The sequence below is a fragment of the Mucilaginibacter sp. PPCGB 2223 genome, assembly GCF_001705515.1.
Taxonomy (GTDB): domain Bacteria; phylum Bacteroidota; class Bacteroidia; order Sphingobacteriales; family Sphingobacteriaceae; genus Mucilaginibacter.
This window is the reverse complement of sequence record NZ_MDJS01000003.1, coordinates 168951-195740: the sequence shown is the minus strand read 5'-3', so window position 1 is coordinate 195740 and position 26790 is coordinate 168951. Positions and strand designations below refer to the sequence as shown.

Annotated in this window: 23 protein-coding genes; 10 read left to right on the top strand and 13 right to left on the bottom strand. The window is 46.0% G+C overall.

What is annotated here, in order from left to right; genetic code table 11:
- Nucleotides 1-182 precede the first annotated feature (182 nt).
- The 4 genes from BEL04_RS15665 to BEL04_RS15650 are packed head-to-tail and all read right to left on the bottom strand — an operon-like array spanning nt 183 to nt 2853.
- Entirely contained in the window at nt 183-968 is a 786-nt protein-coding gene (locus BEL04_RS15665) for a PhzF family phenazine biosynthesis protein (protein WP_066005730.1), read from the bottom strand.
- 16 nt (nt 969-984) lie between these two features.
- Nucleotides 985-1641 carry an ATP-binding cassette domain-containing protein gene (locus tag BEL04_RS15660; RefSeq protein ID WP_066005729.1) on the bottom strand — a complete coding sequence of 219 codons (657 nt, stop codon included), beginning with the start codon at nt 1639-1641 and terminating at the stop codon, nt 985-987.
- Nucleotides 1641-1943 carry a hypothetical protein gene (locus BEL04_RS15655; RefSeq protein ID WP_066005728.1) on the bottom strand — a complete coding sequence of 101 codons (303 nt, stop codon included), beginning with the start codon at nt 1941-1943 and terminating at the stop codon, nt 1641-1643. Before BEL04_RS15655 ends, BEL04_RS15660 begins: the two co-directional genes overlap by 1 nt.
- Nucleotides 1944-1992: 49 nt before the next feature.
- A complete protein-coding gene (locus BEL04_RS15650) occupies nt 1993-2853 on the bottom strand; it encodes an RNA polymerase sigma factor RpoD/SigA (protein ID WP_066005727.1) in 861 nt (286 codons plus the stop codon).
- Nucleotides 2854-3294: 441 nt separating this feature from the next.
- On the opposite strand from BEL04_RS15650, the gene mgrA reads away from it, so the two are divergent.
- From mgrA to BEL04_RS15625, 5 genes are all read left to right on the top strand, one after another.
- Nucleotides 3295-4290, top strand: coding sequence for an L-glyceraldehyde 3-phosphate reductase (gene mgrA, locus BEL04_RS15645; RefSeq protein ID WP_066005726.1), 996 nt, complete (start codon nt 3295-3297; stop codon nt 4288-4290).
- 50 nt (nt 4291-4340) lie between these two features.
- A complete protein-coding gene (locus tag BEL04_RS15640) occupies nt 4341-5357 on the top strand; it encodes a Gfo/Idh/MocA family protein (RefSeq protein ID WP_066005725.1) in 1017 nt (338 codons plus the stop codon).
- 5 nt (nt 5358-5362) lie between these two features.
- The gene (locus tag BEL04_RS15635; protein ID WP_066005724.1) at nt 5363-7456 is read left to right on the top strand and encodes a M48 family metallopeptidase; all 2094 of its coding nucleotides are present in this window, start codon (nt 5363-5365) and stop codon (nt 7454-7456) included.
- A gap of 30 nt (nt 7457-7486) precedes the next feature.
- On the top strand, nt 7487-8023 hold the full coding sequence (locus BEL04_RS15630) for a DUF2911 domain-containing protein (RefSeq protein ID WP_066005723.1): 537 nt from the start codon (nt 7487-7489) through the stop codon (nt 8021-8023).
- Nucleotides 8024-8303: 280 nt separating this feature from the next.
- The gene (locus BEL04_RS15625) at nt 8304-10235 is read left to right on the top strand and encodes an SPFH domain-containing protein (RefSeq protein ID WP_066005722.1); all 1932 of its coding nucleotides are present in this window, start codon (nt 8304-8306) and stop codon (nt 10233-10235) included.
- A 91-nt stretch (nt 10236-10326) separates the two neighbouring features.
- Here the strand turns inward: BEL04_RS15625 and BEL04_RS24400 are convergent, their stop codons facing one another.
- A complete protein-coding gene (locus BEL04_RS24400; protein WP_175404093.1) occupies nt 10327-10500 on the bottom strand; it encodes a DUF6496 domain-containing protein in 174 nt (57 codons plus the stop codon).
- Nucleotides 10501-10558: 58 nt separating this feature from the next.
- Nucleotides 10559-11203: a CatB-related O-acetyltransferase gene (locus tag BEL04_RS15615; RefSeq protein ID WP_066005720.1), complete on the bottom strand. Its 645-nt coding sequence runs from the start codon at nt 11201-11203 to the stop codon at nt 10559-10561.
- A gap of 326 nt (nt 11204-11529) precedes the next feature.
- Between BEL04_RS15615 and BEL04_RS15610 the strand changes: the two genes are divergently transcribed.
- Entirely contained in the window at nt 11530-13068 is a 1539-nt protein-coding gene (locus BEL04_RS15610) for a glycoside hydrolase family 28 protein (protein ID WP_066005719.1), read from the top strand.
- Nucleotides 13069-13188: 120 nt separating this feature from the next.
- Here the strand turns inward: BEL04_RS15610 and BEL04_RS15605 are convergent, their stop codons facing one another.
- From BEL04_RS15605 to BEL04_RS15590, 4 genes are all read right to left on the bottom strand, one after another.
- Nucleotides 13189-13737 carry a transposase gene (locus BEL04_RS15605; RefSeq protein WP_066005718.1) on the bottom strand — a complete coding sequence of 183 codons (549 nt, stop codon included), beginning with the start codon at nt 13735-13737 and terminating at the stop codon, nt 13189-13191.
- A gap of 128 nt (nt 13738-13865) precedes the next feature.
- On the bottom strand, nt 13866-14393 hold the full coding sequence (locus BEL04_RS15600) for a hypothetical protein (RefSeq protein ID WP_175404092.1): 528 nt from the start codon (nt 14391-14393) through the stop codon (nt 13866-13868).
- A 130-nt stretch (nt 14394-14523) separates the two neighbouring features.
- Nucleotides 14524-15771: a multidrug effflux MFS transporter gene (locus BEL04_RS15595; protein WP_066005716.1), complete on the bottom strand. Its 1248-nt coding sequence runs from the start codon at nt 15769-15771 to the stop codon at nt 14524-14526.
- Between the two features lie 280 nt (nt 15772-16051).
- Complete coding sequence (locus tag BEL04_RS15590; protein WP_066005364.1) at nt 16052-17020, bottom strand: transposase; 969 nt, start codon at nt 17018-17020, stop codon at nt 16052-16054.
- A 694-nt stretch (nt 17021-17714) separates the two neighbouring features.
- Between BEL04_RS15590 and guaA the strand changes: the two genes are divergently transcribed.
- The 4 genes from guaA to BEL04_RS15570 are packed head-to-tail and all read left to right on the top strand — an operon-like array spanning nt 17715 to nt 21967.
- On the top strand, nt 17715-19244 hold the full coding sequence (guaA, locus tag BEL04_RS15585; protein WP_066005715.1) for a glutamine-hydrolyzing GMP synthase: 1530 nt from the start codon (nt 17715-17717) through the stop codon (nt 19242-19244).
- Nucleotides 19201-20445, top strand: coding sequence for an ABC transporter substrate-binding protein (locus tag BEL04_RS15580; protein WP_139113067.1), 1245 nt, complete (start codon nt 19201-19203; stop codon nt 20443-20445). The genes guaA and BEL04_RS15580 overlap by 44 nt, the downstream gene beginning before the upstream one ends.
- The gene (locus BEL04_RS15575) at nt 20442-21605 is read left to right on the top strand and encodes an RsmB/NOP family class I SAM-dependent RNA methyltransferase (RefSeq protein ID WP_066005713.1); all 1164 of its coding nucleotides are present in this window, start codon (nt 20442-20444) and stop codon (nt 21603-21605) included. The genes BEL04_RS15580 and BEL04_RS15575 overlap by 4 nt, the downstream gene beginning before the upstream one ends.
- Nucleotides 21606-21616: 11 nt before the next feature.
- Nucleotides 21617-21967 (top strand): DKNYY domain-containing protein, encoded by a 351-nt coding sequence (locus BEL04_RS15570; protein WP_066005712.1) that lies wholly within the window; start codon nt 21617-21619, stop codon nt 21965-21967.
- A 26-nt stretch (nt 21968-21993) separates the two neighbouring features.
- Here the strand turns inward: BEL04_RS15570 and BEL04_RS15565 are convergent, their stop codons facing one another.
- The 3 genes from BEL04_RS15565 to BEL04_RS15555 all read right to left on the bottom strand — a co-directional run bounded on the left by BEL04_RS15565 (nt 21994) and on the right by BEL04_RS15555 (nt 26580).
- Nucleotides 21994-22590: a MarC family protein gene (locus BEL04_RS15565; RefSeq protein WP_066005711.1), complete on the bottom strand. Its 597-nt coding sequence runs from the start codon at nt 22588-22590 to the stop codon at nt 21994-21996.
- A gap of 84 nt (nt 22591-22674) precedes the next feature.
- Entirely contained in the window at nt 22675-24231 is a 1557-nt protein-coding gene (locus BEL04_RS15560) for an amino acid permease (protein WP_066005710.1), read from the bottom strand.
- 114 nt (nt 24232-24345) lie between these two features.
- Entirely contained in the window at nt 24346-26580 is a 2235-nt protein-coding gene (locus BEL04_RS15555) for a sodium-translocating pyrophosphatase (RefSeq protein WP_066005709.1), read from the bottom strand.
- Nucleotides 26581-26790: the final 210 nt, after the last annotated feature.

Genomic DNA, 26790 nt, shown 5'->3' with positions numbered 1-26790 from the left:
TCGCTGGTGACAACACCAACAAAGGCATCAAAATTTGAACCTTAAATAAAGGACAAAAAAATGGATTTTCGAAATGAGAGGGGCGTTTTTGTGAAAAAAGGAGCTTAAAGCTAAAAGCAGAACGCTCAAAGCTTTTAATTAATGTACATCCAGCTTTCTGCTTTCAGCCTTAGGCTTTTAGCTCAAACGTGAATCTCCCCCTTCAAATAAGTAACAGCCTTGCCGGCCATCAACACCCTGTCGGCTTTATTTTCGCACCACAGCTCACCCCTGCGGGATGATATCTGGTAAGCATGCAGCTTATCCTTGCCCAATTTACCGGCCCAGTAGGGTATGAGGTTGCAGTGCGCCGAACCGGTTACAGGGTCCTCATTAATACCGGCCGCCGGCGCAAAAAAGCGGGATACAAAATCAGCCTCATCTCCAACAGCGGTTACCACAACACCTATGGTATCAACCTTTGCCAGTAAGTTAAAATCGGGTTTAATATCGCGGATGTCCTGCTCGGTTTCGTAAACCAAAAAGTAATCGCGCGATTTTAAAACTTCGACGGGTGTTTTACCGCCAAGTGCGGTAAGCAGTTCGGCAGGTGCTATGGCAGTTTGCGGTGGCCGCGAAGGAAAATCGAGGGTGTACTTATCGCCGTGTTTTGTTACCACTAAAATCCCGGCCTTTTGGGTGTAAAAGTTAATTGATGCGCCTGAATACCCCAGTTCGGTAAATAAAATATGTGCCGTAGCTAAGGTAGCGTGGCCGCAAAGGTCAATTTCCAGTTCAGGTGTAAACCAGCGCAGGCCATAGCCGTCATCCTGCTTTACAAAATAAGCGGTTTCGGCGATATTATTTTCGGCTGCAATTTTTTGCATAGTTTCGGCAGGGAGCCATTCGGTTAAGGGGCAAATAGCGGCCGGGTTACCGCCAAAAAGCTGATCGGTAAAAGCATCGGCCTGGTAAATAGGTATCGTCATGATAAAGTATAGATGTTTATACGCTAAGGTAGCCGTATTTCACTAAATCTTCGCGGTTATTTATCATCTCAGTGTAACCATTGCTGATGAGCATCAGCCTGTCGCTTACCTCGAGTATGTGCTTGTAGTAATGATCGGTAACGATGATTCCGCGGGTTTTGGCACGCTCCCTGATGATTAATTTGAACTCGTCAATCTGCATTGGGGATATGTGTGTGAAAGGTTCATCCAGCAAAATAAAGCTGGCTCTGCTGTACAATACCATCAGCATTTCGAGCTGGCGCCATTCGCCGCCCGAAACATCGTCTGTAGTTTTATCGTGATAATGTTGATAGACCGGGAAACTGCTGAACTCATCCCACAACAGCGGGTCGACTACCGGTTTGGCCAGTTTGGAAAACTTTACGCCCGAAGGCAGGTAATGATGTTGCGGTAAATAAGCTACCCGGTTGTTTAAATACCCTTTGGCTACAAATACATTATCTATAGCTACATACTTGTGCGATGGTGTGACACTGCCGAATATCACTTTGAGCATGGTCGATTTCCCACAGCCGTTGCGGCCCAGTAAACCCAATACTTCTCCCTGGCTGCATTGCAGGTAAATGCCTTGTAGTATTTTACGCTCATCAAAACTGATCTCGATGCTATCGGCCTTAAGGACGGACGCCATTATTTAAACAAGTATAAGAGGATGAGCATTATTGTATAAATGGCAAAGTCGAAAGTATAGGTTTGCAGGTACATCATCCGCATACTAACGCCGGCGTTGCGGTAATAGTAAAATGTTTTTTGCGACATTAAATACTGATAACCCATAATAAGGCCATACCCGGAAATTTTAAGCAGCAAAGCCATCAACAGGAAACTCCAGCCGGCCAACTGCACCAGCCGTACCGACCCGCAACTGAACAGGATGCTGATAATAAAGATAGGTTTATAAAATATCCGGATAAGATGGCGGTTGTTCCACATTAAACTAATGTAATAAAAAAGCCCCGGCAATCCGGGGCTTTGTCTTTTTTTATCCTAAGTACGATTTTAAGATCTTACTTCTCGATGTATGCCTCAATCGCTGCAAAGCCTTATCTTTTATCTGGCGAACACGTTCGCGTGTCAGGTTAAATTTCTCACCGATCTCTTCGAGCGATAGCTGGTGATTGGTACCCAAGCCAAAGAACAGCACAATGATCTCCTTTTCGCGTTCGGTTAAAGTCGAGAGCGAACGTTTGATCTCTTCGGACAGCGATTCGTTGATCAGGTTCGAGTCGGTATTTGGCTCATGGTTTTCCAATACGTCCAGCAATGTATTTTCTTCGCCCTGTACAAACGGCGCGTCCATACTCACATGGCGGCCCGAGTTGCTCAGCGTGTCGGATATTTTATCAACGGTAGTTTCCAGTATATCGGCCAGTTCTTCGGGCGATGGTTCGCGTTCGTATTCCTGCTCCAGTTTACTGAAAGCCTTACTGATCTTGCTCAGCGAGCCCACCTGGTTCAATGGCAAACGTACTATACGGCTTTGCTCGGCAATGGCCTGCAAAATGCTCTGGCGTATCCACCATACGGCGTACGAAATGAATTTGAAACCCTTGGTCTCGTCGAAACGTTTGGCAGCTTTGATCAAGCCGAGGTTACCCTCGTTAATCAGATCGCCCAGTGTTAAACCCTGGTTCTGGTATTGTTTTGCAACAGATACCACAAAACGCAGGTTGGTTTTGGTTAGACGTTCGAGAGCGGCCTGGTCGCCTTCTCTTATTTTCTGTGCAAGTATTACTTCTTCTTCTGCTGTAATCAGGTCAACCTTACCGATCTCGTGTAGATATTTGTCTAAAGACTGCGACTCACGGTTGGTAATGGATTGTGTTATCTTGAGTTGTCTCATCTATGTATATATACCTCGATTCTATGATTTATTCAGGATAGAACGAGCAAACATATAAAAATGTTGCTAAAAAACCACATTTGAAACTCTGTTGACATATTTTTTAAAAAAAGTTATTAACAGTGCCGCAATGTTTGTTTTTTGACGAATATAATACCCTGTTAGTTACAATTGTAGAAAATTTTATTGCCAAAACAGCTGCGTTCGGCAACATCGGATGGCCTATTTTTAAGCGGTGGTACCTTGTCGGCCCGATGGTTATCGGGTCGGTTCTGGTGCAATTATTAGCGCAGGCTTCTTCGTAGCGATGGGTTTGAAACCCATCGCTATAGTTAATGTGCAGTTTTGGTCTGTTAATTCTTCCATTTTCGTTTCTTTCAGTATTTCTGACTTCCGACTTAAACACTATTTTTACTGCAACCAAAACCCGTAAAGTATACTATGACTTATATTGCATCTACCGAAAGATATTCAAAGATGATCTACCGCCGCTGCGGTAAAAGCGGCATCCGGCTCTCGGCCGTTTCACTGGGCCTGTGGCATAACTTCGGCGATGTGGACACCATGTCCACCTATCGCAAAACCCTGCATACTGCTTTCGATGCGGGCGTAACCCATTTCGACCTGGCCAACAATTACGGCCCGCCGCCGGGTTCGGCCGAGATCAATTTTGGCAGGATATTGAAAGAGGACTTTGCAGCGTACCGCGATGAACTGATCATCTCTACCAAAGCCGGTTATTATATGTGGCCGGGGCCTTACGGCGAATGGGGGTCGAAGAAAAACCTCGTAGCCAGCCTCGACCAAAGTTTGAAGCGTATGGGCCTGGATTATGTAGATATCTTCTACCATCACCGCCCCGACCCCGATACCCCGCTCGAAGAAACCATGGCCGCGCTCGACCTGATCGTTCGCCAGGGCAAAGCTTTGTATGTGGGCATCTCCAATTATCGCCCAAAAGAAGCTGCCGAAGCTTTCAGTATATTAAAGCGTTTAGGTACACCATGCCTGATCCACCAACCCAAATACTCCATGTTTGAACGCTGGGTAGAGACCGAAGGTTTGCTCGATCTGTTGGGTAGCGAAGGCGTAGGTTGTATACCATTTTCGCCGCTGGCTCAGGGCTTGTTAACAAATAAGTATTTATCCGGTATACCGGCCGACTCGCGCGTAGCCAAAGGCGTTGGCTTTTTAACCGAAAACAATATCACCGAAGAGCGCCTGGCGCAAATCAGGAAGCTGAATGATATCGCCATCAACCGAGGCCAAAGCCTGGCACAAATGGCCCTGGCCTGGATATTGAAAGACGAACGCGTAACCAGTGTGCTTATCGGCGCAAGCCGCCCCGAGCAATTAACCGATTCGCTGAAATGCCTGGAGAACATTAGCTTTAGCGCAGAGGAATTACAGCAGATAGAGAAAATATTAACCCCCTAACCCCCTAAGGGGGAACTTATAAGCAAGGTGCCATTACCTAAAAAAACAAAATGAAAGAGGACAATAAACTCCCCCTTCAGGGGGCTGGTGGGCTAATAACATGGGGCATCATCGGCTGCGGCGATGTAACCGAAAAAAAGAGCGGCCCGGCATTTAATAAAGTGCCCAATAGTAAATTGATAGCCGTAATGCGCCGCGATGCCGGAAAGGCTGCCGATTATGCCAGCCGCCATGGTGTAAGCAAATGGTATAGCAATGCCGATGAACTGATGGACGATCCTGAGATCAATTCGGTATACATTGCTACACCGCCGTTGAATCATAAGGATTACGCTATTGATGCTTTAAAACGTGGTTTAAATGTTTACATTGAAAAGCCTGTTACTTTAAACAGGGCAGAAGCAGAAGATATCGCTGTAGCGTTAAAACAATCGACAGCTAAACTGACCGTGGCACACTACCGCCGCGCGGTGCCGATGTTTTTGTTTGTGAAAGATTTGCTGGATAAAAAAGCCATAGGCGATGTGCGTACCGTGCAGATCAGGATGTGGCAAAGCCGCAAACCCAACCTGATTACCCAAACCAAGGATAACTGGCGTGTTAACCCTGCTGTTTCGGGCGGTGGCTATTTCCACGACCTGGCGCCGCACCAGCTCGACCTGATGCTGTATTTCTTCGGCGTGCCCGAAAAAATGTACGGCTTCTCGCTCAACCAATCCAAAAACACCACTGCCGATGATCATGTGGCCGGGCTTGCCTTGTTCCCGAACAGCGTGGTGCTGAACGGTTCGTGGAGCTTTAATGTGGACGAAAATGAGGAGATAGACGAATGCATGATCGTAGGCAGCGAGGGCAGCATCAGTTTCCCGTTCTTCGGTAAAACCGTAGTTTGGCACAATGAGGACGAAGAAGAGGTGCAGGTAGTTGATTTTGATCACCCGGAGCACATCCAGCAACCGATGATAGAACGCATGGTGCAGTATTTCAGGGGTGAGGCCGAAAACCTGTGCTCCATTAAAGATGCCATTATCGTAATGAAGATGATCGATACTTTTACCGGGAAGTAAATGCCATGGAACCGCAATTTGCATATCCTTTAGCCCCGCAAGGTGTTGATGAAAAAATATTTGATACTACGCCGGCCTTCCGCGCAGGTGTTTTAAAGACTACTGCTACCATTGTACTTTTTGTGATAACTTACATTGTTCTGTTAGCGTTGGCAGTCTGTTTAGCGATACTATGTGGATATGCCGGCTTGGCGTTTTACCGCATGGCACCACAGTTTATAACTGCGATATTAGGTTTGGGTATGGCGGGTGTTGGAGTAATGGTGATCTATTTTTTACTACGGTTTGTATTTACATATGCCAAAACCGACACCAGCCGTTTTATTGAAGTCGCTGAGAGCGAACAGCCAGGGCTTTTTGCTTTTGTACGCAGGATAAGCCAGGAAACCCAAGCACCATTCCCTAAAAAAATATATCTGTCTGACGATGTGAACGCCAGTGTCTTCTACGATTCGAATTTCTGGAGCATGTTTTTGCCCGTCAAAAAGAATTTACGCATCGGCCTTGGACTGGTCAACGTCATTAACGTAAGCGAATTTAAAGCTGTGCTGGCGCACGAGTTTGGACATTTTTCGCAGCAGAGCATGAAGTTTGGCGTTTACGTATATAACGTAAACAACGTCATCTACAAAATGCTTTATGATAATCAAAGTTATGCTGATACTCTTGATTCCTGGGCTCGGGTTAGCTCTTACTTTCGCATATTCGCCTACTTAACAACACATATCATTAGCGGCATACAAGCCATATTGCGGCAGGTTTATATCGTTATCAATAAATCCTATTCAGCATTATCTATCGAAATGGAGTATAATGCCGATGCCGTTGCGGCTTCAGTAAGTGGCACGGTGCCACTCGTTACTTCATTAAAAAAACTCAACATCGGTCAGGTATGTTATAATAATGTATTGAATTATTGCCACAATAGCGTACCGGCCAATTTAAGGTCGGCTAACTTTTATCTGCAGCAGCGTATGCTGCTTAAATTGTTTGCCGGGGAGCATAATATTACCGTTAAAAATGACGATCTACAGATGTCCGAAGATGGCACCATGTTTTTAAGCCGGAGCCGCATAACCATCAAAGATCAATGGGCATCGCACCCTTCATTACACGACAGGGAAAAGAGGTTGAAAGAGTTGAATTTAGCAACAAACACTATTACAGATAGTGCGTGGACGCTTTTCGCAGAAGCTGAACAGCTACAGACCAGTATGACGGATAAGATGTACGAAACGGTGACCTTTAAAGCCAAGCCGCAAATGATCGATCCGGACGTATTTATAAAGGAATTTGATAACCTTGCCGCCGGCAGGTTTGCCGAAGAGTACAAAGGGTATTATGATAGCCGTGAGATAGGGCCGTTTGATACCGGCGAGGTGATAAAAAGCGATCAGGGCGGTTATACTTTTAACGAGCTCTTTAGCGACGCGAACTGCGGACTCCCGGCAAGGATAAACAGTTTGAAAGCCGATATCGAAACACTGATTAAGATAAGTGATAAAGCAACGGGTATCCGGTCGTTTGATTTTGACGGTGTGAAATACTCATATAAGCGTGCCTTAGATATACAGGGGCAGCTTACACCCGAACTGAAGGCCGCTGAGCACGAACTGAAGGAACTTGATAAAAAGGTGTTCGCATTTTTTTACCACAATGTAAGCCCGGCCGAAAAGCAGGCCGAACTCGAAAAACATTACCTGGATATGTTTGCCGCTGAAGCCGAAACCCGGCATGACCTGCAATTGTACAATGAGGTCATGAATGCGATGAACCCTATTTATGGCGAGAGGCGGTTTAACGAAATATATTCGATACTGTTGAATGTAAAATTTTTTGAAGATAAGATGCTCCCGCGATTAACAGAGGTTTTGGAAAAAGCCGAAAAATTTGACCTGACAGAATATCAAATCGAATGTATTGACAAATACCTGAAAAGCGACAGGACATATTTTACTAAGCCCAACTTCGATAATCAGGCCATAGCGGTATTTAATAAGGCTATGCACGCGTTTGCGGCGGCCATGGCTGATCGTAATTTTGTCATAAAAAAGAATTTGCTGGCCGTACAGTTAAAAACAAGTCGTATTTATCCATAAATTCGGAGTATCAATTTAAAATCAATACAGATGAAAAAGTTATTATTATGTATGCTCATCATCGCGGGAGTATTCACCGCGTTCAATGCCTCAGCACAGAAAAAGGGGCCAAGGCCAAGTCCGCCTGATACTGTTAAGGCAGTAACCAAAAACGGTGTGGATATTACCATCGCTTACAGCCAGCCAAGCCTGAAAGGCCGTACTGTTGGTAACGAGATAGCGCCGTTTAATGGTAAAGTATGGCGCACAGGCGCTAATGAAGCCACTACTATCGAATTCAGCAAGGCCGTTAAAATTGAAGGTAAAGAGCTGCCCGCAGGTAAATACGGCTTGTACACCATTCCGGGCGAAAAGGAATGTGTAGTGATATTTAACAGCGTATGGAAGATATGGGGGCTTAATTATACCCTCGATGAGGCAACGGGCAGTAAAACCGATGTTTTGCGTATTACCGTTAAAACGGCCAAGGCTCCCGAAACATCCGAAAAATTGAAATTCAGCATTGAAAAATCGGGTAAAGTATCGTTTGTTTGGGGCGATTATTTGGTAGCCTTCAATGTAAAATAATTTGCCATAAGCCCTGTTTTGGGCAGAAAACAGCTTGATTTTTATCCGCGAAAGCGACGCTGAAAATTCAGGCGAAAAATAACCTAAAGCCGATAATTGCAAAATTTGTAATTATCGGCTTTTTTTTGTGTTAAGGGTATAGGTTTTAAAGTTTAAGGCTGTTTTTCCGAATATTTTATATCGAAGTGTGATGCAGACGGTTTATGTGTTTTTGATTGATTTTACTTGCTGAAAGCGGTTTCTGTACCGAATTTGGTGCCAACTTAAATCAAGAAATCATATGAACTATTTTGAATCTTATTGGTGGGTAGTAATACCCGTATTGTGTTTAGTATTGTACAAAACCATTTTGCGGATCATCTTCGGTATGGTGATCATTCCGGAGGACCGCATTGGTTTGGTGACCAAAAAATTCGTGCTCTACGGCGAGAACAAAGCCTTGCCCGACGGCCACTTTATCGCCACTAAAGGCGAGGCCGGCTACCAGGCCCGTACGCTGGCGCCGGGTATGTACTGGCGTTTGTTCCCGTGGCAATACACCATTGTGCTGGAGCCGTTCACGGTTATCCCGGTAGGGAAAATAGGTTTGGTAATGGCCAAGGACGGCGCCGAAATACCAACCGGCAACATCCTGGGCCGTAAAGTGGAGTGCGATAACTTCCAGGATGCTGAGCAGTTTTTGGCCAATGGCGGTCAGAAAGGCCGTCAAACTACCATTATTACCGCCGGTACCTACCGCATCAATACCTATGCGTTTGAGGTGACAGTTGCCGATATGACCACGATCAAAGAGAGCATGGTAGGTGTGATCACGGTGCTTGATGGTTTGCCCATCACTATAGGCCAGATAGCCGGTAAAAACATTGAGGGTCATAATAACTTTCAGGATATCGACGCCTTTTTAAATAATGGCGGTAACCGCGGTCTGCAACCTCAGATCATCCTGGCAGGCTCGTATAACGTTAACAAATGGGCCGTACAGATTGAGGAGATACCTATGACTGAAGTACCTATTGGTTATGTAGGCGTGGTAATATCCTACATTGGTGAGGATGGTAAAGATTTGACCGGTGAGCACTTTAAACATGGTAACATTGTTGGCAAAGGCTTCCGTGGCGTGTGGATGGAACCGCTTGGCCCTGGCAGGTACCCTATCAATACCTTTACCATGAAGGTAGAACTGGTGCCAACCACTAACCTGGTGTTAAACTGGGCTAATGCCCGGAGCGAGTCGCACAATTTGGATAAAAACTTGTGTACCATTACGGTGCGGTCTAAAGATGGTTTCCCTTTTAACCTGGATGTGGCACAGATCATTCATATCCCGGCAAACGAAGCGCCAAAGGTAATTGCAAGGTTTGGTAGTATGCTCAACCTGGTATCGCAGGTGCTGGAGCCAACTATCGGCAACTACTTCCGTAACTCGGCCCAGGACAGCGATGTGATCTCCTTCCTGATCACCCGTAAGGAAAGGCAGGAATCGGCCAAACAACATATCTCGGTGGTGTTGGAAGAGTATAACGTGAACGCTGTGGACACGCTGATAGGTGATATCGTTCCGCCGGAAGCGCTGATGAAGACCTTAACCGACCGTAAAATAGCCCAGGAAGAAGAAAAAACTTACGAAACACAACGGATGGCACAGGTACAACGCCAGGGCGTGGAAAAAGAAACCGCTATTGCCGAGATACAAAAAGAAATTGTAAAGGCACAACAAAGCGTGGAAATTGCCCAACGTACTGCCGATGCCGCTGTTAAAAAATCGGAAGGTGAAGCTACCAGCTTAAAGTTACAGGTATCTGCCGAAGCTGCTGCCACCAAGATGAGGGCTGAAGCCGAAGGTGAGGCTACCCGTGTAAGGGCTGCCGCACAAGCCGAATCGACCAAGCTGAATGCTGCTGCCGATGCCGAAAGGATTTCAAAAACAGGTTTGGCTGAAGCCGAAAAGATCATGGCCGTGGGTAAATCAACTGCCGAAGCTTACGAGTTACAGGTTAAGGCCATGGGCGGCGATAACTTTACCAAATTCAAGATCACCGAAGAAATTGGTAAGGGCCAGATCAAAGTAATGCCTGATGTACTGATTGGCGGGGCCAATGGTACCGACGGCCCGATAAGCGGTTTGTTAGGCTTAAAACTGATGGAGATGATGGATACAGAAAAGGCTTCGAAAGAGGTAAAAGAATTACCAGCCGCTAAAACGGATAAGTAAGCCCCACCCAAACCCTCCCTAGCAGGGAGGGCTTTAAATTAGTTGAATAGTCTTCTTTAAGTCTCCCCTTCTGGGGGAGATTTAGAGGGGGCTATTTCTTCTTAGGCACCTTGGCGCCTTCCTTACGCGCTTCGGATAAGCCTATCGCAACAGCCTGTTTGCGGCTGGTTACTTTTTTTCCGCTGCCGCTTTTTAACTTGCCCTCTTTCATTTCGTGCATGGTTTTCTCGACCTTTTCGCCCGCTTTTTCTGAATATTTTGCCATGATGTTTGTAATTGGTGGATGTAAATAATCAAACATCAAGCAAAATACCTGCCAATAACTACCGGCTCACCTTTTCGAGCGCATCAATATCGGCCGAGTTGATGAGGTGCAAATGCTCCGTTATCTTTTCAACCGGCCAGTCCCACCAGGCAATGTCCAGCAAACGCGCAATATCCGCATCTGTAAAACGGGTACGGATCGCTATTGCCGGGTTGCCGCCTGCAATAGCGTAATCGGGTACATTTTTAGTGACAACTGCGCGTGTGGCAATGATGGCGCCGTTGCCGATTTTTACTCCGGGCATGATTAGTGCATCGTGTCCTATCCATACATCGTTACCGATGATGGTATCACCTTTGCTTTTGTATTTTTCTGTAAGAGTAAACCCTTCGTTTACTTTGTCCCAACCATGGCCAAAAATCCCGAAAGGGTAGGTAGAGATAGGTGAAGTTTCGTGATTGCCGCCGTTCATCATAAATTTAACACCGCTTGCTATGGCGCAAAACTTACCGATAATGAGCTTGTCGCCGATGAAATCGAAATGATACAGTACGTTCTTTTCGAAATTATGCGGATCGGTGAAATCATCGTAATAGGTATAATCGCCAACCATAATGTTTGGGTTTGAGATGATGTTTTTAAGAAATACAAGTTTGTTATAGTTTGCTAACGGATATAGTTCCGCAGGGTTAGGTGCTGTCATAAAGCCTGAATTTATTTATGTTAATAAAATAGAATGAAACATAGCTGGCCGAATGGCCATGAGATGGTAAGATCGCAGGTCTGCAAAGTCGGGGTTGACTTCAAAAACAAAAAAGCAGACCGTTTATACTACCATGACTGACAGTGGATTTGGTATGCAAAAGTACAAATTGCTGTTAAATAAAAGAATATGTTATTGGAATCGTTACCGGGAACGATTGCATAAATAAATCGGTCTTATTCATTCGTTAAAAGGCAAAAACTCGTTAGCATTGTTCCGCAGAGGTATTTGCCTCAATATAAACCACATTAAAAACATACTGCTTTATGAATATCAAACCGATTTTATCCGCATTGCTGATGCTTGCCGGACTAACTGTGGCAGCGCAGCAACAGCATGATATGGCCTGGTACGTAGCCAACGCACCTTTTAAAATGGGCACCATTGCCGAGCCAAAATTTGCCGATCGTACCTTTAATATCAAAGACTATGGCGCGGTAGGCGACGGGCATACCCTTGCAACACAGGCCATCGCCAAAGCTATAGATGCCTGTTCGGCAGCAGGTGGCGGTACAGTGCTCATCCCTTCCGGCGCGTGGTTGACCGGGCCGATCGAGATGAAAAGCAACGTAAACCTGCATACCGAGTGGGGGACGCTGGTGATGTTCAGCAGCGATCATTCGTTGTTCGTGATGACAGGCGGCCGCGGCAAACCGCAACTGTACGGCGAAAAACTGGAGAACGTAGCCATAACCGGGAACGGTATTTTTGATGGTGCCGGCGATACCTGGCGCCCGTTAAAAAAGAGCAAAGCCGCGCCTACCTTGTGGAACGACCTGACCAAATCGGGTGGTGTATTAACCCCGGCCGGTGATATGTGGTACCCGACCAAAGAAGGATCGGAGAACGACCGCCTGCGCCCTATTGAAGTTAGCATAGCCAGCAGCAAAAATGTACTGATCGACGGGCCGACCTTTAAAAACTCGCCCAATTTTGCCTTCAACCCTAAAAATATCACCAACCTGATTGTTCGTAATGTAAAGATCGAAAACGAGTATTACGCGCAGAATGGCGATGCTATCGATCTTTCGAGTTGTAAAAATGCCATCGTTTACCACTGCACAGTGCATGCAGGCGATGACGGGATCTGCATGAAATCGAGCGGGACAACCGAAAAGGGTACAGCCGGTTTAGAGAATGTGATCATTGCCGAAAATATCGTTTATCATGCTCACGGCGGCTTTGTGATCGGCAGCAATACCGATGCCGGGATGAACAACATCTGGGTAACCAACAATAATTTTGTAAATACAGATATAGGCATCCGTGTAAAAAGTAACGAGGGCAGGGGCGGCCTGGTACACAACGTGTATATCGATCATATCTTTATGCGCGATATATTGAACGAAGCAATCCTGTTCAGCAGCTATTACGAGGATAAGCGCCCCGGCGGCAGTAATGCGCCAGCCCCGGCAGCTACCGATAAGACGCCCGTCTTCCAGGATTTTCACATCAGTAACCTGTATTGTACCAATGCTAAGATCGCGGTATCGATCATCGGTTTACCACAAATGCCGGTAAGCAGGATCGACCTTACCGATGTGACGATCTCCGCAGATAAAGCCATTTATGCCACCGAAGCAAGCGACCTTACCTTAAAAAATGTAAAGATCATTTCGCCTGATAAAACGGTGTTTACCTTAAATAATGCCGGCAATATCCACATCAGCAATATGGGTTTTGATGCAACTGCTAAAACGTTCATTTCGGCCGAAGGAGCGAAATCGACAGGTATTGCCGTTAGCGGCACAAATGTGAAAAGTGATGCGGTTAAGGCGGCTAAAGGCGCGGTAGTGATAAATTAGGTCGTGACGCGTTACAAACGCGAAGCCAGGTTAAGCGCTCGTTGCAAACGAGCGCAATATTATTATTTCTTGCGCTCGCTTATAGCGAGCGCTTAACGTGTTCAGGCGTTTGTAACGCCGCTAAGAAAGCAGAATTATATCTAACAATCCCTTGCCGCCGGCATAATCAATAGCCGAACTATAGATATAGTGCTCGGGTTCACTAACAATCTGTGCTCTGACTGGATTTTGATGGATATAGTTCAACTTTTGATCTATTATTTGATTAGTGCTGCATTCAATGGCATGGTAACCATCCTGCCAAACTTTATAATCTTGAATGCGGTTATTGTATTTAGCATGGTATTCAAAACGATATAGCATCCAATCACGCCGGCTTTCGTTTTCTTCGCCGATTAATTGAATGATCTTTTTATTGGTATGCTTTTTAAAGTCGCGTACAATATCAGAGAGCTTGCCTGGCTCTGTTGCGGAAGCTAACAGATGCAAATGATTGGTCATTAAACAATATGCATATAATTCTAATCCTTTTTGTTGTTGACAATAGGCCAATGATTCGATAATCAGATTTTTGTAAGCGGGCCGGGTAAAAATGTCTATCCAGTCGACTATTGTGAAAGTTAAGAAGTGAATAGCTTCGTGATTACGTACACGGTATTGGTCGGACATGAACTAAAGATAGTACGCTTGCGTTACAAACGCAAGCCTTGTTAAGCACTCGTCGCAAATGAGTGTAAGAAGTCGTATTATAAAGCGAACTTATATTAAGCGCTCGTTGTAAACGAGCGCAAGGGCTCTTACTCCAAAGTAAGTTCTACTATCTCTTTTACTTTATAATACCCTTTGGCGGCAGGCAAATAAACTTCTATTTCATCCCATTTTATTTTGACTTTCCTGCCCGCATAATCGCCAAGGCCATTGGTAAATTTCTCCGAACCGGGGAACTCCCGCAACCATATAAACGATTTTTCGGATTTGTTGATATCCGTGATCGCGAAATAATTAAATCCTTTGTTATCAATTCGTTTAAGTACCCCGGATGTGGTTCCGGTTTCGCCTTTGTTGTCTACTTCGTCCTGCGCCAATATGCTGGATACTTTTATAAAGCCCTCACAGCCATTCTTCATCATATTTGCGCCAATGTCAATCCCAACTTTTGTCATGGCCTGCCTGTCGTTAATATCTACATTCCGCTCGTCTATCACGTTTTTAAACATATCAAGATGCAGCGTAATGCAGTTAGTCATTGCGGCATTTGCCTCTGCTTTATTGGTGATCTTTTTCATGTCGAGCCTGGTCAGACAATTGCAAACAGTATCCGTCATTTTTTTCTCTGCCGGGCCTATAACCCTTTCTGTCTGAGCGAATGTGTAAGACGTAAAAACGACTGAGAACAGAACTAATAAGGAGGCTTTTTTCATTTTTTGATGTTTGAGGAAATATAGAGAATAAATCTCAGTGCTCCAAAGGCATTTTGACTGTATCCGGATAACCTGTTGCAGTTTCTGTTTTTGTAAGGCGGCTGCCACCAATAAACAGTAATAACAAAGCGCATACGGTACAAACGGCCATGATGCCCGTCATAGGTAAAGCGGTGCCATTGTTTAGTACACTTACCATAGCTGATGCAAATGCACCAATGCCCATTTGCAAGGTGCCCATCAATGCAGATGCCGTGCCGGCATTGTGCGGGAATGGCGTTAACGACAGCGCCGAAGCGTTGGGTGATATAAATCCCTGCGCACTTAGAAACAGAAAGATCAGTGCGATCATCCCGGCTGCGTTGATAATGCCGTAATAGGTTAACGCGAACAAGGTTACCCCGATAAGGCATTGCATGGCTTGCGCTACTTTAATGATCTGCCTGCTGGTGAAATATCTTAAAAACAGGCTGTTGATCTGGCTGCAGCCGATCAGTCCGGCAGCGATACAGGCAAACGTCCACCCGTACTGGTGCTGGCTGAAATGAAATACATCAATAAACACATCCGACGAGCCGGATAAGTAAGCGTACTGGCTTGCCGATGCAATGCCGCCTGTAATAGCATAAGTATAAAACTGCGGATGTTTAAATACGCTGTAAAAGCTCTCGATAATGGGTTTAGGCTTTAGAGAGTGTTCAATATTTGGTCCGCGCCCTTCGGGAAGCCAGAACCAACTGGCCAGTAAAATAAACACAGATATGGCTGTTAAAATGATAAATACCGCATGCCATCCGAGGGCTGCGCTTACATAGCTGCCGATGGTTGGCGCCAACAGCGGCGAAACAGCGATTACCAGCAGTAGCAGGGAGAATACCTTAGCAATTTCGTTAACAGGGAACAGATCACGTACCAGGGCGCGGGCAGCCACCATGCCGCCGCAACTGCCCAATGCCTGTAACAGGCGCATGCCGATGAGCATATTGGCCGACCGGGTAACCGAACAACCCAGCGATGCCAGCACATAGATGCACAAGCCGATATACAAAGGCTTCTTTCTGCCAAACCTGTCGAGCAGCGGGCCATAAATAAGCTGCCCCAAAGCAATACCAATGAAATAGCTGGTGAGCGATAGTTGTACGCGCGATACAGGGCAATGCAGGTCGGCGGCAATGGCCGGGAAAGCCGGCAGGTACATATCGATCGAGAACGGGCTCAGCGCTGTTACGAGGCCCAATATGAGGATCAGCAGGAAGTATCGTTTGATATCAGGGGTGTTCATCTAATGTTGCAAAGATAGGCAGGAACGTCGCCGTGGGAAGATTTTATTTGAGAATTAATGCTGCGGTGAAGATATTCTGACTTGGATAATCCACCGATTTTTGGTATATTGTAACATAGAGCTTGAAGTTTGAAGCGCGAAGCAGAAAGCAAAAAGATCGTAAAAATTTCTTACAATTTCCCCCCTGGTGAAGGAAGTCGTGAGTCTGGAGCCCTGAGCCCCAAAAGACTCCTGACTTCGGGCTTTGGCTAAAAATGCGTTAGGGATTTCTATGGCATAATCAAGAAAAAGTGTAGTTTTTTTCAAAAGGACTGTTTCTTTTAATGACAGCTAAAGCCAGTGCAAGCAGTTTGTTTCGAATAGCATTGATAACGGACATTTTATGTTTACCCTCGCCGACCTTTCTTTTGAAATAATCTTTAAAAGCACTGATGGAACGAATAGCGTTCCATGCTGAAAGGTTTAGCAATACCTTGAGCTTCATATCTCCCATTTTAGAGACTTTGGTTCTGCCTTTAACAGAGCTTCCCGAACTATAAGGAAATGGAGCAAGACCGGCATAACAGCTTAGCTTTCTGCTCTCGGTTAACCTGGTAAAGCCATTGGTAACGGCGATCAATGCCAGCGCTGTTTGTTTACCGATGCCTGGTACTGTTTTTAGTAATTTGTATTGATGGCAGGCATCTTCATTTTGTTCAAGTTGCTGTTCCATCTTTAGTTCAATAGCTTCAATGGCTTGTTTCAGGGCCAGTAAAGGCTTTTTGAACAAAGGATCGTTCTTGTTCTCCTGAACAAGTTGTGAATGTGCTTTGACCAGCCGGTTCCTTTTTACCTGAAGCTCCTTGATGTCCAGAATGGTTTGATCGGCAGGTTTCCAAAAGACTGCTTTATCAGCAAACCGGAGTGCATATTTGGCAATGCGAACTGCGTCCCACTGGTCTGTCTTACCTCTGACCAGTCCCTGGCTTCTCTTGATCTGGAGAGGTAGTTCTACCCAAACTTCCGCACCGGCAACTGCAGCTACAGCAAGAAAAGCGTTGCCATATTTACCGGTATGTTCCATGCAGAAAAGATGTTGGGTTATTTCGGTTTTCAAGAGCTTTTTAAGTTCTCTGAGAAAGATTCGGATATCTTTTGCGTTATTATTGATCTTGGCCTGATAAACGATACCATCGGTAGCGCTTAGAACTGCAATATCCAGCCATAGTTTAGACACATCGATACCTGTAAAAAAAGAAAACTGCTTCATAATGTTTAATTTTGAGTTGTTAGAGAGTATCGCAGTTATGCTTATCGCTTATATCCATGATAATAGGCCCTGATGCCTGAATTTCTATTAAAGCCCTGAGCATAGCAGAGTCAGAGGACCGAATCCCTAATTAGGTCTCTACACCTACGATAGAACATGGTTCACCTCTGGCTTGCGATATCTTTCAAATCTAAAACAAACCTAATGGATAGCAGCGCCTGCCTGCCGGCAGGCAGGGATACCGGCCCTGTGGCTAAGGCCGGTGCAGTATGAGCGCCCGCCTGCCGGGCGGGCAGGGATAGCCCGGCCCGCAGGGAGCGCCCAAAATAGAATCAAGATATAAGACCGAGCTTTAGCGAGCCCATTCACACCGTGAAAAAATAAACACATAGTGAATAATCAGGAAGCAAGACAAAAACAAATAGTTAAAATACCCATAAATACCCATAAATACCCATAAATACCCATGTGTTAAATTGCGAGGATAAGCTTTTAAACATTACGACATTCAAACTTCAACTATGGTAAAATACCGACAAATACCACCCCGTTTTGAGCAGGAAGCTCGGAGCGCGAAGCTGATAGCTATCCGTTTCGTTTCTTTAATAAATTCGAAATCAAAAACCAGTTATTAACATCGCAAACCTTAATAACTTCTCCTTTAACCTGTCATCACAAAAAACTATCTTTGCCCATGCAAGAAAAAATCATCATTCTTGACTTCGGGTCGCAATTTACCCAACTCATTGCCCGGAGAGTAAGAGAGCTCAATATTTACTGCGAGATTCACCCCTTTAACCACATCCCCGAGTTTGATGATAGTGTGAAAGGTATTATCCTTTCGGGAAGCCCGTATTCGGTACGGCAGGAAGAGGCACCGCAATTTGATTATGCCAGATACAAGGCACAGTACCCCATCTTAGCGGTATGCTATGGCGCACAATACCTGGCCCATAACTATGGCGGCGAAGTGCAGGCATCAAGCACCCGCGAATACGGACGGGCTAACCTGCACTATATCAAACCCGGCAATCCCTTGTTCAAAGGCATAGGCGCGGGCTCGCAGGTGTGGATGAGCCATGGTGATACGATTATAACCATTGCTGACGATTTTGAGATCATCGCCAGTACTGATAGCGTACGAGTGGCGGCTTACCAGGTTAGCGGCTCGCGGACTTATGGTATCCAGTTCCACCCTGAGGTTACCCATAGTTTAGATGGCAAGCAATTGCTGCAAAACTTTTTGGTGGATATTTGCGGTTGTGTGCAGGATTGGACGCCGGATTCGTTCGTGGAAACGACTATTGCTCAACTGAAAGCGCAATTAGGTGATGATAAAGTGGTACTTGGCCTTTCGGGAGGTGTGGATTCGTCGGTAGCGGCGGTATTGCTGCACCATGCTATCGGCAAAAACCTGCATTGTATTTTTGTAGATAACGGCCTGCTGCGTAAGGATGAGTTTCAGTCGGTATTGGATTCGTACCAACACATGGGCCTTAACGTAAAAGGCGTTGATGCCAAACAGCGCTTTTACGATGCTCTGGCGGAACTATCCGACCCTGAAAAGAAACGTAAAGCGATTGGCCGTGTATTTATCGAGGTGTTCGACGACGAGGCACATGCCATCAGCGATGTGAAATGGCTGGGCCAGGGTACCATTTACCCCGATGTGATCGAGTCGGTTTCGGTAAAAGGGCCATCGGCAACCATTAAATCGCACCACAACGTTGGCGGGTTGCCCGATTTTATGAAACTGAAAGTGGTTGAGCCGCTTAAAACTTTGTTTAAAGACGAAGTGCGCCGCGTTGGCCGCACCTTAAAAATAGATAATAATATACTGGGCAGGCACCCTTTCCCTGGTCCGGGATTGGCTATCCGCATTTTGGGTGACGTTACGCCCGAGAAGGTGGCTATTTTACAGGAAGCCGATGCGATTTATATCAACAATTTAAAGGCTGCCGGGTTATATGATAAAGTTTGGCAGGCCGGAACCATCTTCCTGCCGGTACAATCGGTAGGGGTGATGGGCGATGAGCGTACTTACGAAAATGTGGTATGCTTACGTGCTGTAGAGTCGCTGGACGGTATGACAGCCGATTGGTGCCATTTGCCTTACGACGTACTGGCCAAAATATCAAACGAGATCATCAACAATGTTAAAGGTATTAACCGTGTAGTTTATGACATCAGCTCGAAGCCACCGGCTACCATTGAGTGGGAATAGGTGGGTAGTATTTGCGCTTGCAGGGCTTTTACTGGCTGCCTGTTCGCCCAAGATACGCCCGACGGAAAAAGCTGCAGCTAAACATGTCGAGGCTAAGCCGGTACAGCCCCTTGTACAGCCAAAACCGGTCGTTGCCAAAACGTCGACCATTGCGCTGATCCTGCCATTTAACCTTGATGAACTTGAATTAGGTGCAAGCGCCAGTCGTGATAACCTGAGCAAAGCCGATCTGGCGGTGGATTATTACCAGGGTTTTAAATTCGCGCTCGATTCGTTGACGGCGAAAGGCAACAATTATAAATTGCTGGTTTTCGATTCGAAAGAGTCGGGTACACAGTCGCGCCTGCTGGCTTTCAATCCTAAAGTGCGTACCAGTGATCTGATCGTGGGGCCGGTTTTCCCGGAAGGTATCACAGCATTTGCTTCGAACTTTACCGCCAACAAACTGATCGTTTCGCCCTTATCGCCCGCGCCACCGGCACAGTTTAAAAGTAATAAGCTGGTTACGGTTATCCCGCCGTTAGAGTATCATGCCTGGGCTGCGGCGAGGTTTATTACCGATCGCATCAAACCTAAAAAGGTGTTTATCCTCAAATCGGGCTATAGCGATGAGAATAAATATATTACGCCCTTTCACAAGGCGATCGATAGCCTGGGTAAAAAGCGTGTGCAGGTGATCAGTACGATTATCAGCCGCGGTAATTTCGATGCTTTGCTTCCGCAGATGTCGACTTCGGAAGAGAACATATTTATCATCCCGGCAACGGACGAACTGTTTTTGGTAACTACTTTGCGTTCGCTCGAAAAAGTGGCGCAAAATTACCCGGTAACCGTATTCGGGCACCCCAACTGGAGCAAGTTCGATTACCTGAAGCCAGAGCTTTTACAGAACTTAAAAACACACATCACCACATCGGATAACATCGATTACAAGGCCCAGGCTACGGTTAACTTTATCCGCGATTACAAAAGGGTTTATCATACGCCGCCCGGCGATTACGCCATTAAAGGTTTTGATGAAGGGTATTATTTTGGTAATTTGCTTGGCGCAAACGCCGATTCGTTAGCTCACCTGGATAAGGCAATGTACAAGGGGCTGAATAACCATTTTGGCTTTATAAAAACTGCCGCATATGGATGGGTGAATACCCGTGTGACGGTACTGCGATACCAGAATTTTGAACTGAAGAAAGCAGAATGAAGGCCCTGAACCAGCTAAAAACTTTTGAGCGTATATTGGGCGAATACCCAGCCGATACACCCTTAGGTAAGTTTTTACCTGGCTTTTACAGGCTCAATAAACAAATGGGCTCTACCGACAGGCGTATCGCCGGCCGGTTGATCTATAATTATTTCCGTTTAGGCAAGGCGCTGTTTAATACTTCCAGCGAAGAACGCCTTTTTGTTGCCGAGTTTTTATGCAATACGCAAACCAACTCCTTCATTGCGCACTTTAAACCCGAATGGGCGGCCTGCATCCATTTTGGTTTGGATGAGAAGCTGGCCATGGTAAAAAAAGCACATCCCGGCTTTAAACTCGAAGATGTTTTCCCGTGGACGGGCGAGCTTTCACCATCCATCGACAAACAGGTTTTTCTAAAATCTTTTTTTGTACAACCCGATCTGTATATCCGTGTTTTAAAAGGTTTCGAAACGCAGGTAAAGGCCACTTTGGCTAAAGCCGAAATAGTGTTCAGGGAAGAGGAGGAGCAATGCCTGGCTTTGCCAAACGGTACCCGGCTCGAATTGATCTTCCCGGATAAGCACTGGTTTGAGGTGCAGGACAGGTCGTCGCAACAAACCGCCCAATTCTTCAAACCGCAAAAATGGGAGCACTGGTGGGATGCCTGTGCAGCCTCAGGCGGCAAATCATTGCTGCTGCACGAACTGCAGCCCGATCTGAAACTCGTGGTATCCGACATCCGCGAATCCATCTTAGCTAACCTCGATGAGCGCTTTCAACAGGCAGGTTTGCGTAAGTATCAGAAAAAGCTGGTCGACCTGACTAAAAACGTCGACCCGGAGCTGCACGATTACGAGTTCGATGGCATTATCCTGGATGCACCCTGCAGCGGCTCGGGCACCTGGGGGCGAACGCCCGAGATGATCAGCCAGTTCCAGGATTTTAAGATACAGTCGTTCCAAAACCTGCAGCGCAGTATTGTACCCAATGTAATCAAATATCTTAAACCTGGTAAGCCTCTGATCTATATTACCTGCTCGGCATTCAAGGCCGAGAATGAGGATATGGTTGATTTTTTGATCAAAGAGTTTGGGTTGAAGTTGGAGAAGACGAGCGTGTTAAAAGGTTACGAACATAAGGCAGATACGATGTTTGTGGCGAGGATGATAAAAACGTAGTTTAGAGCTGAGTGAAAAGATCGACAATAACTATTATCGGAGTACTATTGATCGTTGTTGGTCTATGTTTTAAAAGTTGCCAGGATGGTTACGAAATAGACAACGGCAAAGTATACTATAATTATAATGTGTGGCTAAGAGATTCTGACGAGGGAAGGATAAATTACATAGATAGCGCAGATGCAGCAACTTTTAAAGAATTAGGACACTCTAATTATGCTGTTGATAAAAATTCTGTCTACTATAAGCAATACAGAATATATGGAGCAGATCCTTTGAGCTTTTACATCATTAATCCAGATTCAGCAACAGACAAATATGCGACTTATGGTTTTGAAAAAAGGTTTGTAAGAAGCAGATAGCATCTTACCTTCTAACTCTTGATTTTTTACAAATGCGTATTACTCCTGAATAGTTTGATAGCTATTGCCAGCAGGATAATACCAAAGGCCTTGCGTAACACTTCAAGCCCGGTTTTACCTAAGAGTTTTTCGATACGGTAGGTGTTTTTGAGCACCAGGTATACAAACAGCGTATTCAAAAAAATACCGATCAAAATGTTCTGCGTCTGATACTGCGATTTGAGTGAAAGCAGGGTGGTCATGGTACCTGCGCCTGCGATGAGCGGAAAGGCGAGCGGGACTATCGACATCGAGGTAGTTTCGGCTGATTCCGCATCCTCTGCTTCTTTGAAGAATTTGTGCCCTAAGATCATCTCCAAAGCAATAAAGAAGATGACCAGCGAACCGGCTATAGCAAACGAAGGGATATCGATGCCGATAATACCCAGCAATTCCTTACCCACGAACAGGAATACCACCATCAGGAATACTACTGCAAGTGAGGCCTTTTCGGCCGCTATCGAACCCGCTTTGCGCTGCAGTTCGATAATAACAGGTATGGTACCAACGATATCAATGATGGCAAACAGGATCAGCGTTACCGAAAGTATCTCCCTGGGGTCGAAAGTAAAATATTCGCTCATAGGTTTGAGGGTTTGGTTAGGTTAAAGCTACAAAATAATGAACAAAAAAAATCCCGGATAGTTGCTCCGGGATTTTGAATTTCATTATTCTACAAAATGTGGATTAGGCGGGTCGTTCGGGGTTTCGGTCTTACCTAACCTTACGTGCGAGTTTTTAATGCTATAACCAAAGTAGATAAACATACCTATAGCCATCCAAATAATCAAACGCAGCCAGTTTTCAAGGCCTTCGCTGCCCATCATAGCCAGGCAGATCAAAGCGCCAAGCGGGCAAACGATGAGGTATAATGGCGTTTTAAACGGACGTACCAGATCAGGGCTTTTCCGGCGCAGGATCAGGATACCGATACAAACCAGTACGAAAGCGAACAGGGTACCTATGCTTACCATTTCACCTACTACACTGTCTGGTATAAAACCCGCAAACAGCGATACGAATACAAAAAAGAACAATTGGGATTTGTATGGTGTGCGGAATTTAGGGTGCAGTTTTGAAAACACAGGTGGGATCAGGCCGTCGATGCTCATGGTATAGAACACACGGGTCTGGCCCAGTAACATCACCAGGATAACTGATGAAAAACCGGCTAAGATGGCTATGGTAACCAGTTTGGCCAACCAGCCGTACCCTGTCATAAAAGTAGTGATGGCATAAGTTACCGACGCCTCTTTACCTTTTACTAAAAACTCTTTGTAAGGTGCCAAACCGGTTAATACGTGCGAGAACAGGATGTATAAAATAGTACAAAATGCCAGCGAGATCAGGATACCTTTCGGCATATCTTTTTGTGGGTTCTTGGCTTCCTGTGCTGCAGTTGATACGGCGTCGAAACCGATGAATGCAAAGAATACCACACTTGCGCCGCGTAACACCCCAAGCCATCCGTGGTTAAACGTATCGGCATAGTGCACAATACCGGTATTGGTTTTTACGTCGCCCGCGTTTTCGGGTATCATGTAAGGCGTATGGTTGGCAGGGTTGATGAATTGCCAGCCTAAACCGATGATCATTAATACGATGGCTACCTTAACAATAACGATGATATTATTAACTATTGCCGATTCGGCTGTGCCTTTAATCAGCAACAGGGTAAGCATTAACAGGATGAATATGGCCGGAAGGTTGATCAGGCCGCGGGTGCCTATTTCTGCCGCATACATTCCCGTGGTTGTTGTCGACACCTCGAACGGCGAATGCGACAGCGCGAACGGGATGTGGCAATTAAAGAATGTTTCGAGAAAATTATTGAAATACTGCGACCACCCGATGGCTACCGTAGCAGCGCCTAAAGCGTATTCCAAAACCAAATCCCACCCGATGATCCAGGCGATGAATTCGCCCATGGTGGTATAAGAGTAGGTGTAGGCCGAACCGGCGATCGGGATCATACTGGCAAACTCGGCATAACATAAACCTGCCAGGGCGCAGCCTGCTGCAGCAATAAGGAACGATATGGTTACAGCAGGGCCAGCGTGCTCGCCGGCGGCGGCAGCCGTACGCACAAAAATACCTGCGCCAATAATAGCGCCGATACCCAATGCAATAAGCGAACCTACGCCGAGCGTTCGTTTTAATGTTTTTTCGCCTTCTTTCGAGGCTGCCATTAAGGTGTCAATGGATTTCTTTACAAATAAATTCATCAGTCAGTTTAGTGTATTAATTTAATGTACTTTCCAAACATAGTTAAAATATATTGCAAAACGAAGAAGGGATTCCGGTTAGGGAATCCCTTTTAAGTAACAATACGGATAGTTTTATTGGTATTTTGCCGTATTTAATTTTGTAATAGCGGCCGTTGGTGCTTTTATCTCTTTTACAGGGTTATTTTTTACCGATGGCGGAGGCAATTTGGCCGGGTTCAGGTGCGGTGCAATAACCAGCGATACGATCGACATCAGTTTGATGAGGATGTTCATCGACGGACCCGAAGTATCTTTAAACGGATCGCCCACGGTATCGCCTGTTACCGAAGCCTTATGCGGTTCTGATTTTTTGTAATACATCTCTCCATTGATCTCCACACCTTTTTCGAACGATTTTTTGGCGTTATCCCACGCGCCACCCGCATTGCTCTGGAAGATGCCCATCAGTACGCCCGATACGGTAACACCGGCCAATAAACCGCCCAAAACTTCGGGGCCAAAAATAAAGCCTACAATAATTGGCGTGATCAAAGCGATCAAACCAGGGGCAACCATCTCGCGGATCGAAGCTTTGGTTGATATGGCCACGCATTTCTCGTACTCAGGCTTGGCTTTGTACTCCATAATGCCCGGTATCTCGCGAAACTGACGCCGAACTTCTTCAACCATGGCCATGGCCGCACGGCCGACAGCCGAGATGCACAACGCCGAGAAGATGAACGGAATCATACCGCCGACAAATAACCCGGCCAAAACGTCGGCTTTGTAAATGTCGATATGTGCAATACCCGCAACGCCCACAAAGGCAGCAAACAAGGCCAGCGAAGTTAACGCGGCTGATGCGATAGCGAAACCCTTGCCGGTAGCGGCGGTAGTATTACCTACGGCATCCAGGTTATCGGTACGCTCACGTACCTCCGGCGGCAAGCCGCTCATTTCGGCAATACCGCCTGCGTTATCCGCAATAGGGCCAAAAGCATCGATAGCCAGCTGCATTGCCGTGGTTGCCATCATACCTGCGGCAGCGATAGCCACACCATATAAACCTGCAAAATGGAACGAACCAAATATACCGGCTGCCAACACCAGGATCGGCAGTACTGTCGATTCCATACCGATAGCCAAACCGCCGATGATGTTGGTAGCGTGACCGGTAGATGATTGACGGATAATGCTTAACACAGGGCGCTTACCCATAGCTGTATAATATTCGGTGATGACCGACATCAGGGTGCCTACCACCAATCCAACCAGGATGGCCATAAATACGCCATCGCGGGTAAATGATGCACCCACACGGGGTACGCCGTTGGCTAAGTCGCGCGACATGAACAGATCGCCTGCGGGCAACATCCATTGCACCACAAAATAAGTAGCTATAGCAGTTAATATGATTGACGACCAGTTGCCAATGTTTAACGCTTTCTGCACGCTGTCGTGCTCGCCTTTTATTCTGACAAGTGCAGCGCCAACTATCGAAAATATCAAACCTAAGCCCGCAGTAACCATTGGCAACAAAACCGGGGCTATTCCGCCAAGCTGATCGTGCGATACGATCTCGCGGCCCAATACCATGGTAGCCAGCATAGTTGCCACGTACGATCCGAACAAGTCGGCACCCATACCGGCAACGTCGCCAACGTTATCGCCTACGTTATCGGCAATGGTAGCCGGGTTGCGCACGTCATCCTCAGGGATGCCTGCTTCAACCTTACCTACAAGGTCGGCGCCAACGTCGGCGGCTTTGGTATAGATACCGCCGCCTACACGGGCAAATAAGGCGATAGACTCGGCACCCAGCGAAAAGCCGGCCAGCACATCAAGCGCCTTGGCCATATCCTCGCCGTTAACATCAACTTTAATAAACATCCTGAAAAATACAATGAACAGCGAGCCCAGGCCGATGATCGCCAAACCGGCAACGCCCAGCCCCATTACAGTTCCGCCGCTAAACGATACTTTCAAAGCCTGCGCAAGGCTGGTTTTAGCAGCCTGTGTAGTGCGGACGTTTGCTTTGGTTGCAATGCGCATGCCCAGGTATCCGGCGAAAGCCGATAAAAATGCGCCTATCAGGAACGAGCCGGCAATAAGCGGGCTCGAGTTGTGAACCGTAGTACCCGACCATGCTAATAATATGGCCGCGAGAACAACAAAATAGCTTAGTATCTTCCACTCGGCACGTAAAAAGGCCATTGCCCCATCTGCAATGTAACCCGAAAGCTCCGTCATGTTGGCATCGCCTGTTTCTTGTTTGGTAACCCAGGCCGATTTGATCAGCATAGCCACAATACCCACCAGGCCAAATACAGGTATTAAATAAATTAAGTAATTGTTTAGAAAATCCATACGGTCAATTATAGAAATAGGAAAAAATTGGTTTATACTTTTGAAAGTCGGTAAAATTAAGGAGAACAAGCAAATTACCAAATTTAATTTCTTGAATTTGAGCGCTTCTGAATTTATTGCTGCGCATGCGTTTTAAATGGAAAAATGTAACATTAAGTAACTATTTAATATGAAATGCCAATTAAAAATATCAACCTGTTAAATTTTTAA

Excerpts from the sequence above, each read along its gene's own strand:
- BEL04_RS15665 (WP_066005730.1), bottom strand. The coding sequence starts at position 968 with ATGACGATACCTATTTACCAGGCCGATGCTTTTACCGATCAGCTTTTT.
- BEL04_RS15660 (WP_066005729.1), bottom strand. The coding sequence starts at position 1,641 with ATGGCGTCCGTCCTTAAGGCCGATAGCATCGAGATCAGTTTTGATGAG.
- BEL04_RS15655 (WP_066005728.1), bottom strand. The coding sequence starts at position 1,943 with ATGTGGAACAACCGCCATCTTATCCGGATATTTTATAAACCTATCTTT.
- BEL04_RS15650 (WP_066005727.1), bottom strand. The coding sequence starts at position 2,853 with ATGAGACAACTCAAGATAACACAATCCATTACCAACCGTGAGTCGCAG.
- mgrA (WP_066005726.1), top strand. The coding sequence starts at position 3,295 with ATGACTTATATTGCATCTACCGAAAGATATTCAAAGATGATCTACCGC.
- BEL04_RS15640 (WP_066005725.1), top strand. The coding sequence starts at position 4,341 with ATGAAAGAGGACAATAAACTCCCCCTTCAGGGGGCTGGTGGGCTAATA.
- BEL04_RS15635 (WP_066005724.1), top strand. The coding sequence starts at position 5,363 with ATGGAACCGCAATTTGCATATCCTTTAGCCCCGCAAGGTGTTGATGAA.
- BEL04_RS15630 (WP_066005723.1), top strand. The coding sequence starts at position 7,487 with ATGAAAAAGTTATTATTATGTATGCTCATCATCGCGGGAGTATTCACC.
- BEL04_RS15625 (WP_066005722.1), top strand. The coding sequence starts at position 8,304 with ATGAACTATTTTGAATCTTATTGGTGGGTAGTAATACCCGTATTGTGT.
- BEL04_RS24400 (WP_175404093.1), bottom strand. The coding sequence starts at position 10,500 with ATGGCAAAATATTCAGAAAAAGCGGGCGAAAAGGTCGAGAAAACCATG.
- BEL04_RS15615 (WP_066005720.1), bottom strand. The coding sequence starts at position 11,203 with ATGACAGCACCTAACCCTGCGGAACTATATCCGTTAGCAAACTATAAC.
- BEL04_RS15610 (WP_066005719.1), top strand. The coding sequence starts at position 11,530 with ATGAATATCAAACCGATTTTATCCGCATTGCTGATGCTTGCCGGACTA.
- BEL04_RS15605 (WP_066005718.1), bottom strand. The coding sequence starts at position 13,737 with ATGTCCGACCAATACCGTGTACGTAATCACGAAGCTATTCACTTCTTA.
- BEL04_RS15600 (WP_175404092.1), bottom strand. The coding sequence starts at position 14,393 with ATGACGGATACTGTTTGCAATTGTCTGACCAGGCTCGACATGAAAAAG.
- BEL04_RS15595 (WP_066005716.1), bottom strand. The coding sequence starts at position 15,771 with ATGAACACCCCTGATATCAAACGATACTTCCTGCTGATCCTCATATTG.
- BEL04_RS15590 (WP_066005364.1), bottom strand. The coding sequence starts at position 17,020 with ATGAAGCAGTTTTCTTTTTTTACAGGTATCGATGTGTCTAAACTATGG.
- guaA (WP_066005715.1), top strand. The coding sequence starts at position 17,715 with ATGCAAGAAAAAATCATCATTCTTGACTTCGGGTCGCAATTTACCCAA.
- BEL04_RS15580 (WP_139113067.1), top strand. The coding sequence starts at position 19,201 with ATGACATCAGCTCGAAGCCACCGGCTACCATTGAGTGGGAATAGGTGG.
- BEL04_RS15575 (WP_066005713.1), top strand. The coding sequence starts at position 20,442 with ATGAAGGCCCTGAACCAGCTAAAAACTTTTGAGCGTATATTGGGCGAA.
- BEL04_RS15565 (WP_066005711.1), bottom strand. The coding sequence starts at position 22,590 with ATGAGCGAATATTTTACTTTCGACCCCAGGGAGATACTTTCGGTAACG.
- BEL04_RS15560 (WP_066005710.1), bottom strand. The coding sequence starts at position 24,231 with ATGAATTTATTTGTAAAGAAATCCATTGACACCTTAATGGCAGCCTCG.
- BEL04_RS15555 (WP_066005709.1), bottom strand. The coding sequence starts at position 26,580 with ATGGATTTTCTAAACAATTACTTAATTTATTTAATACCTGTATTTGGC.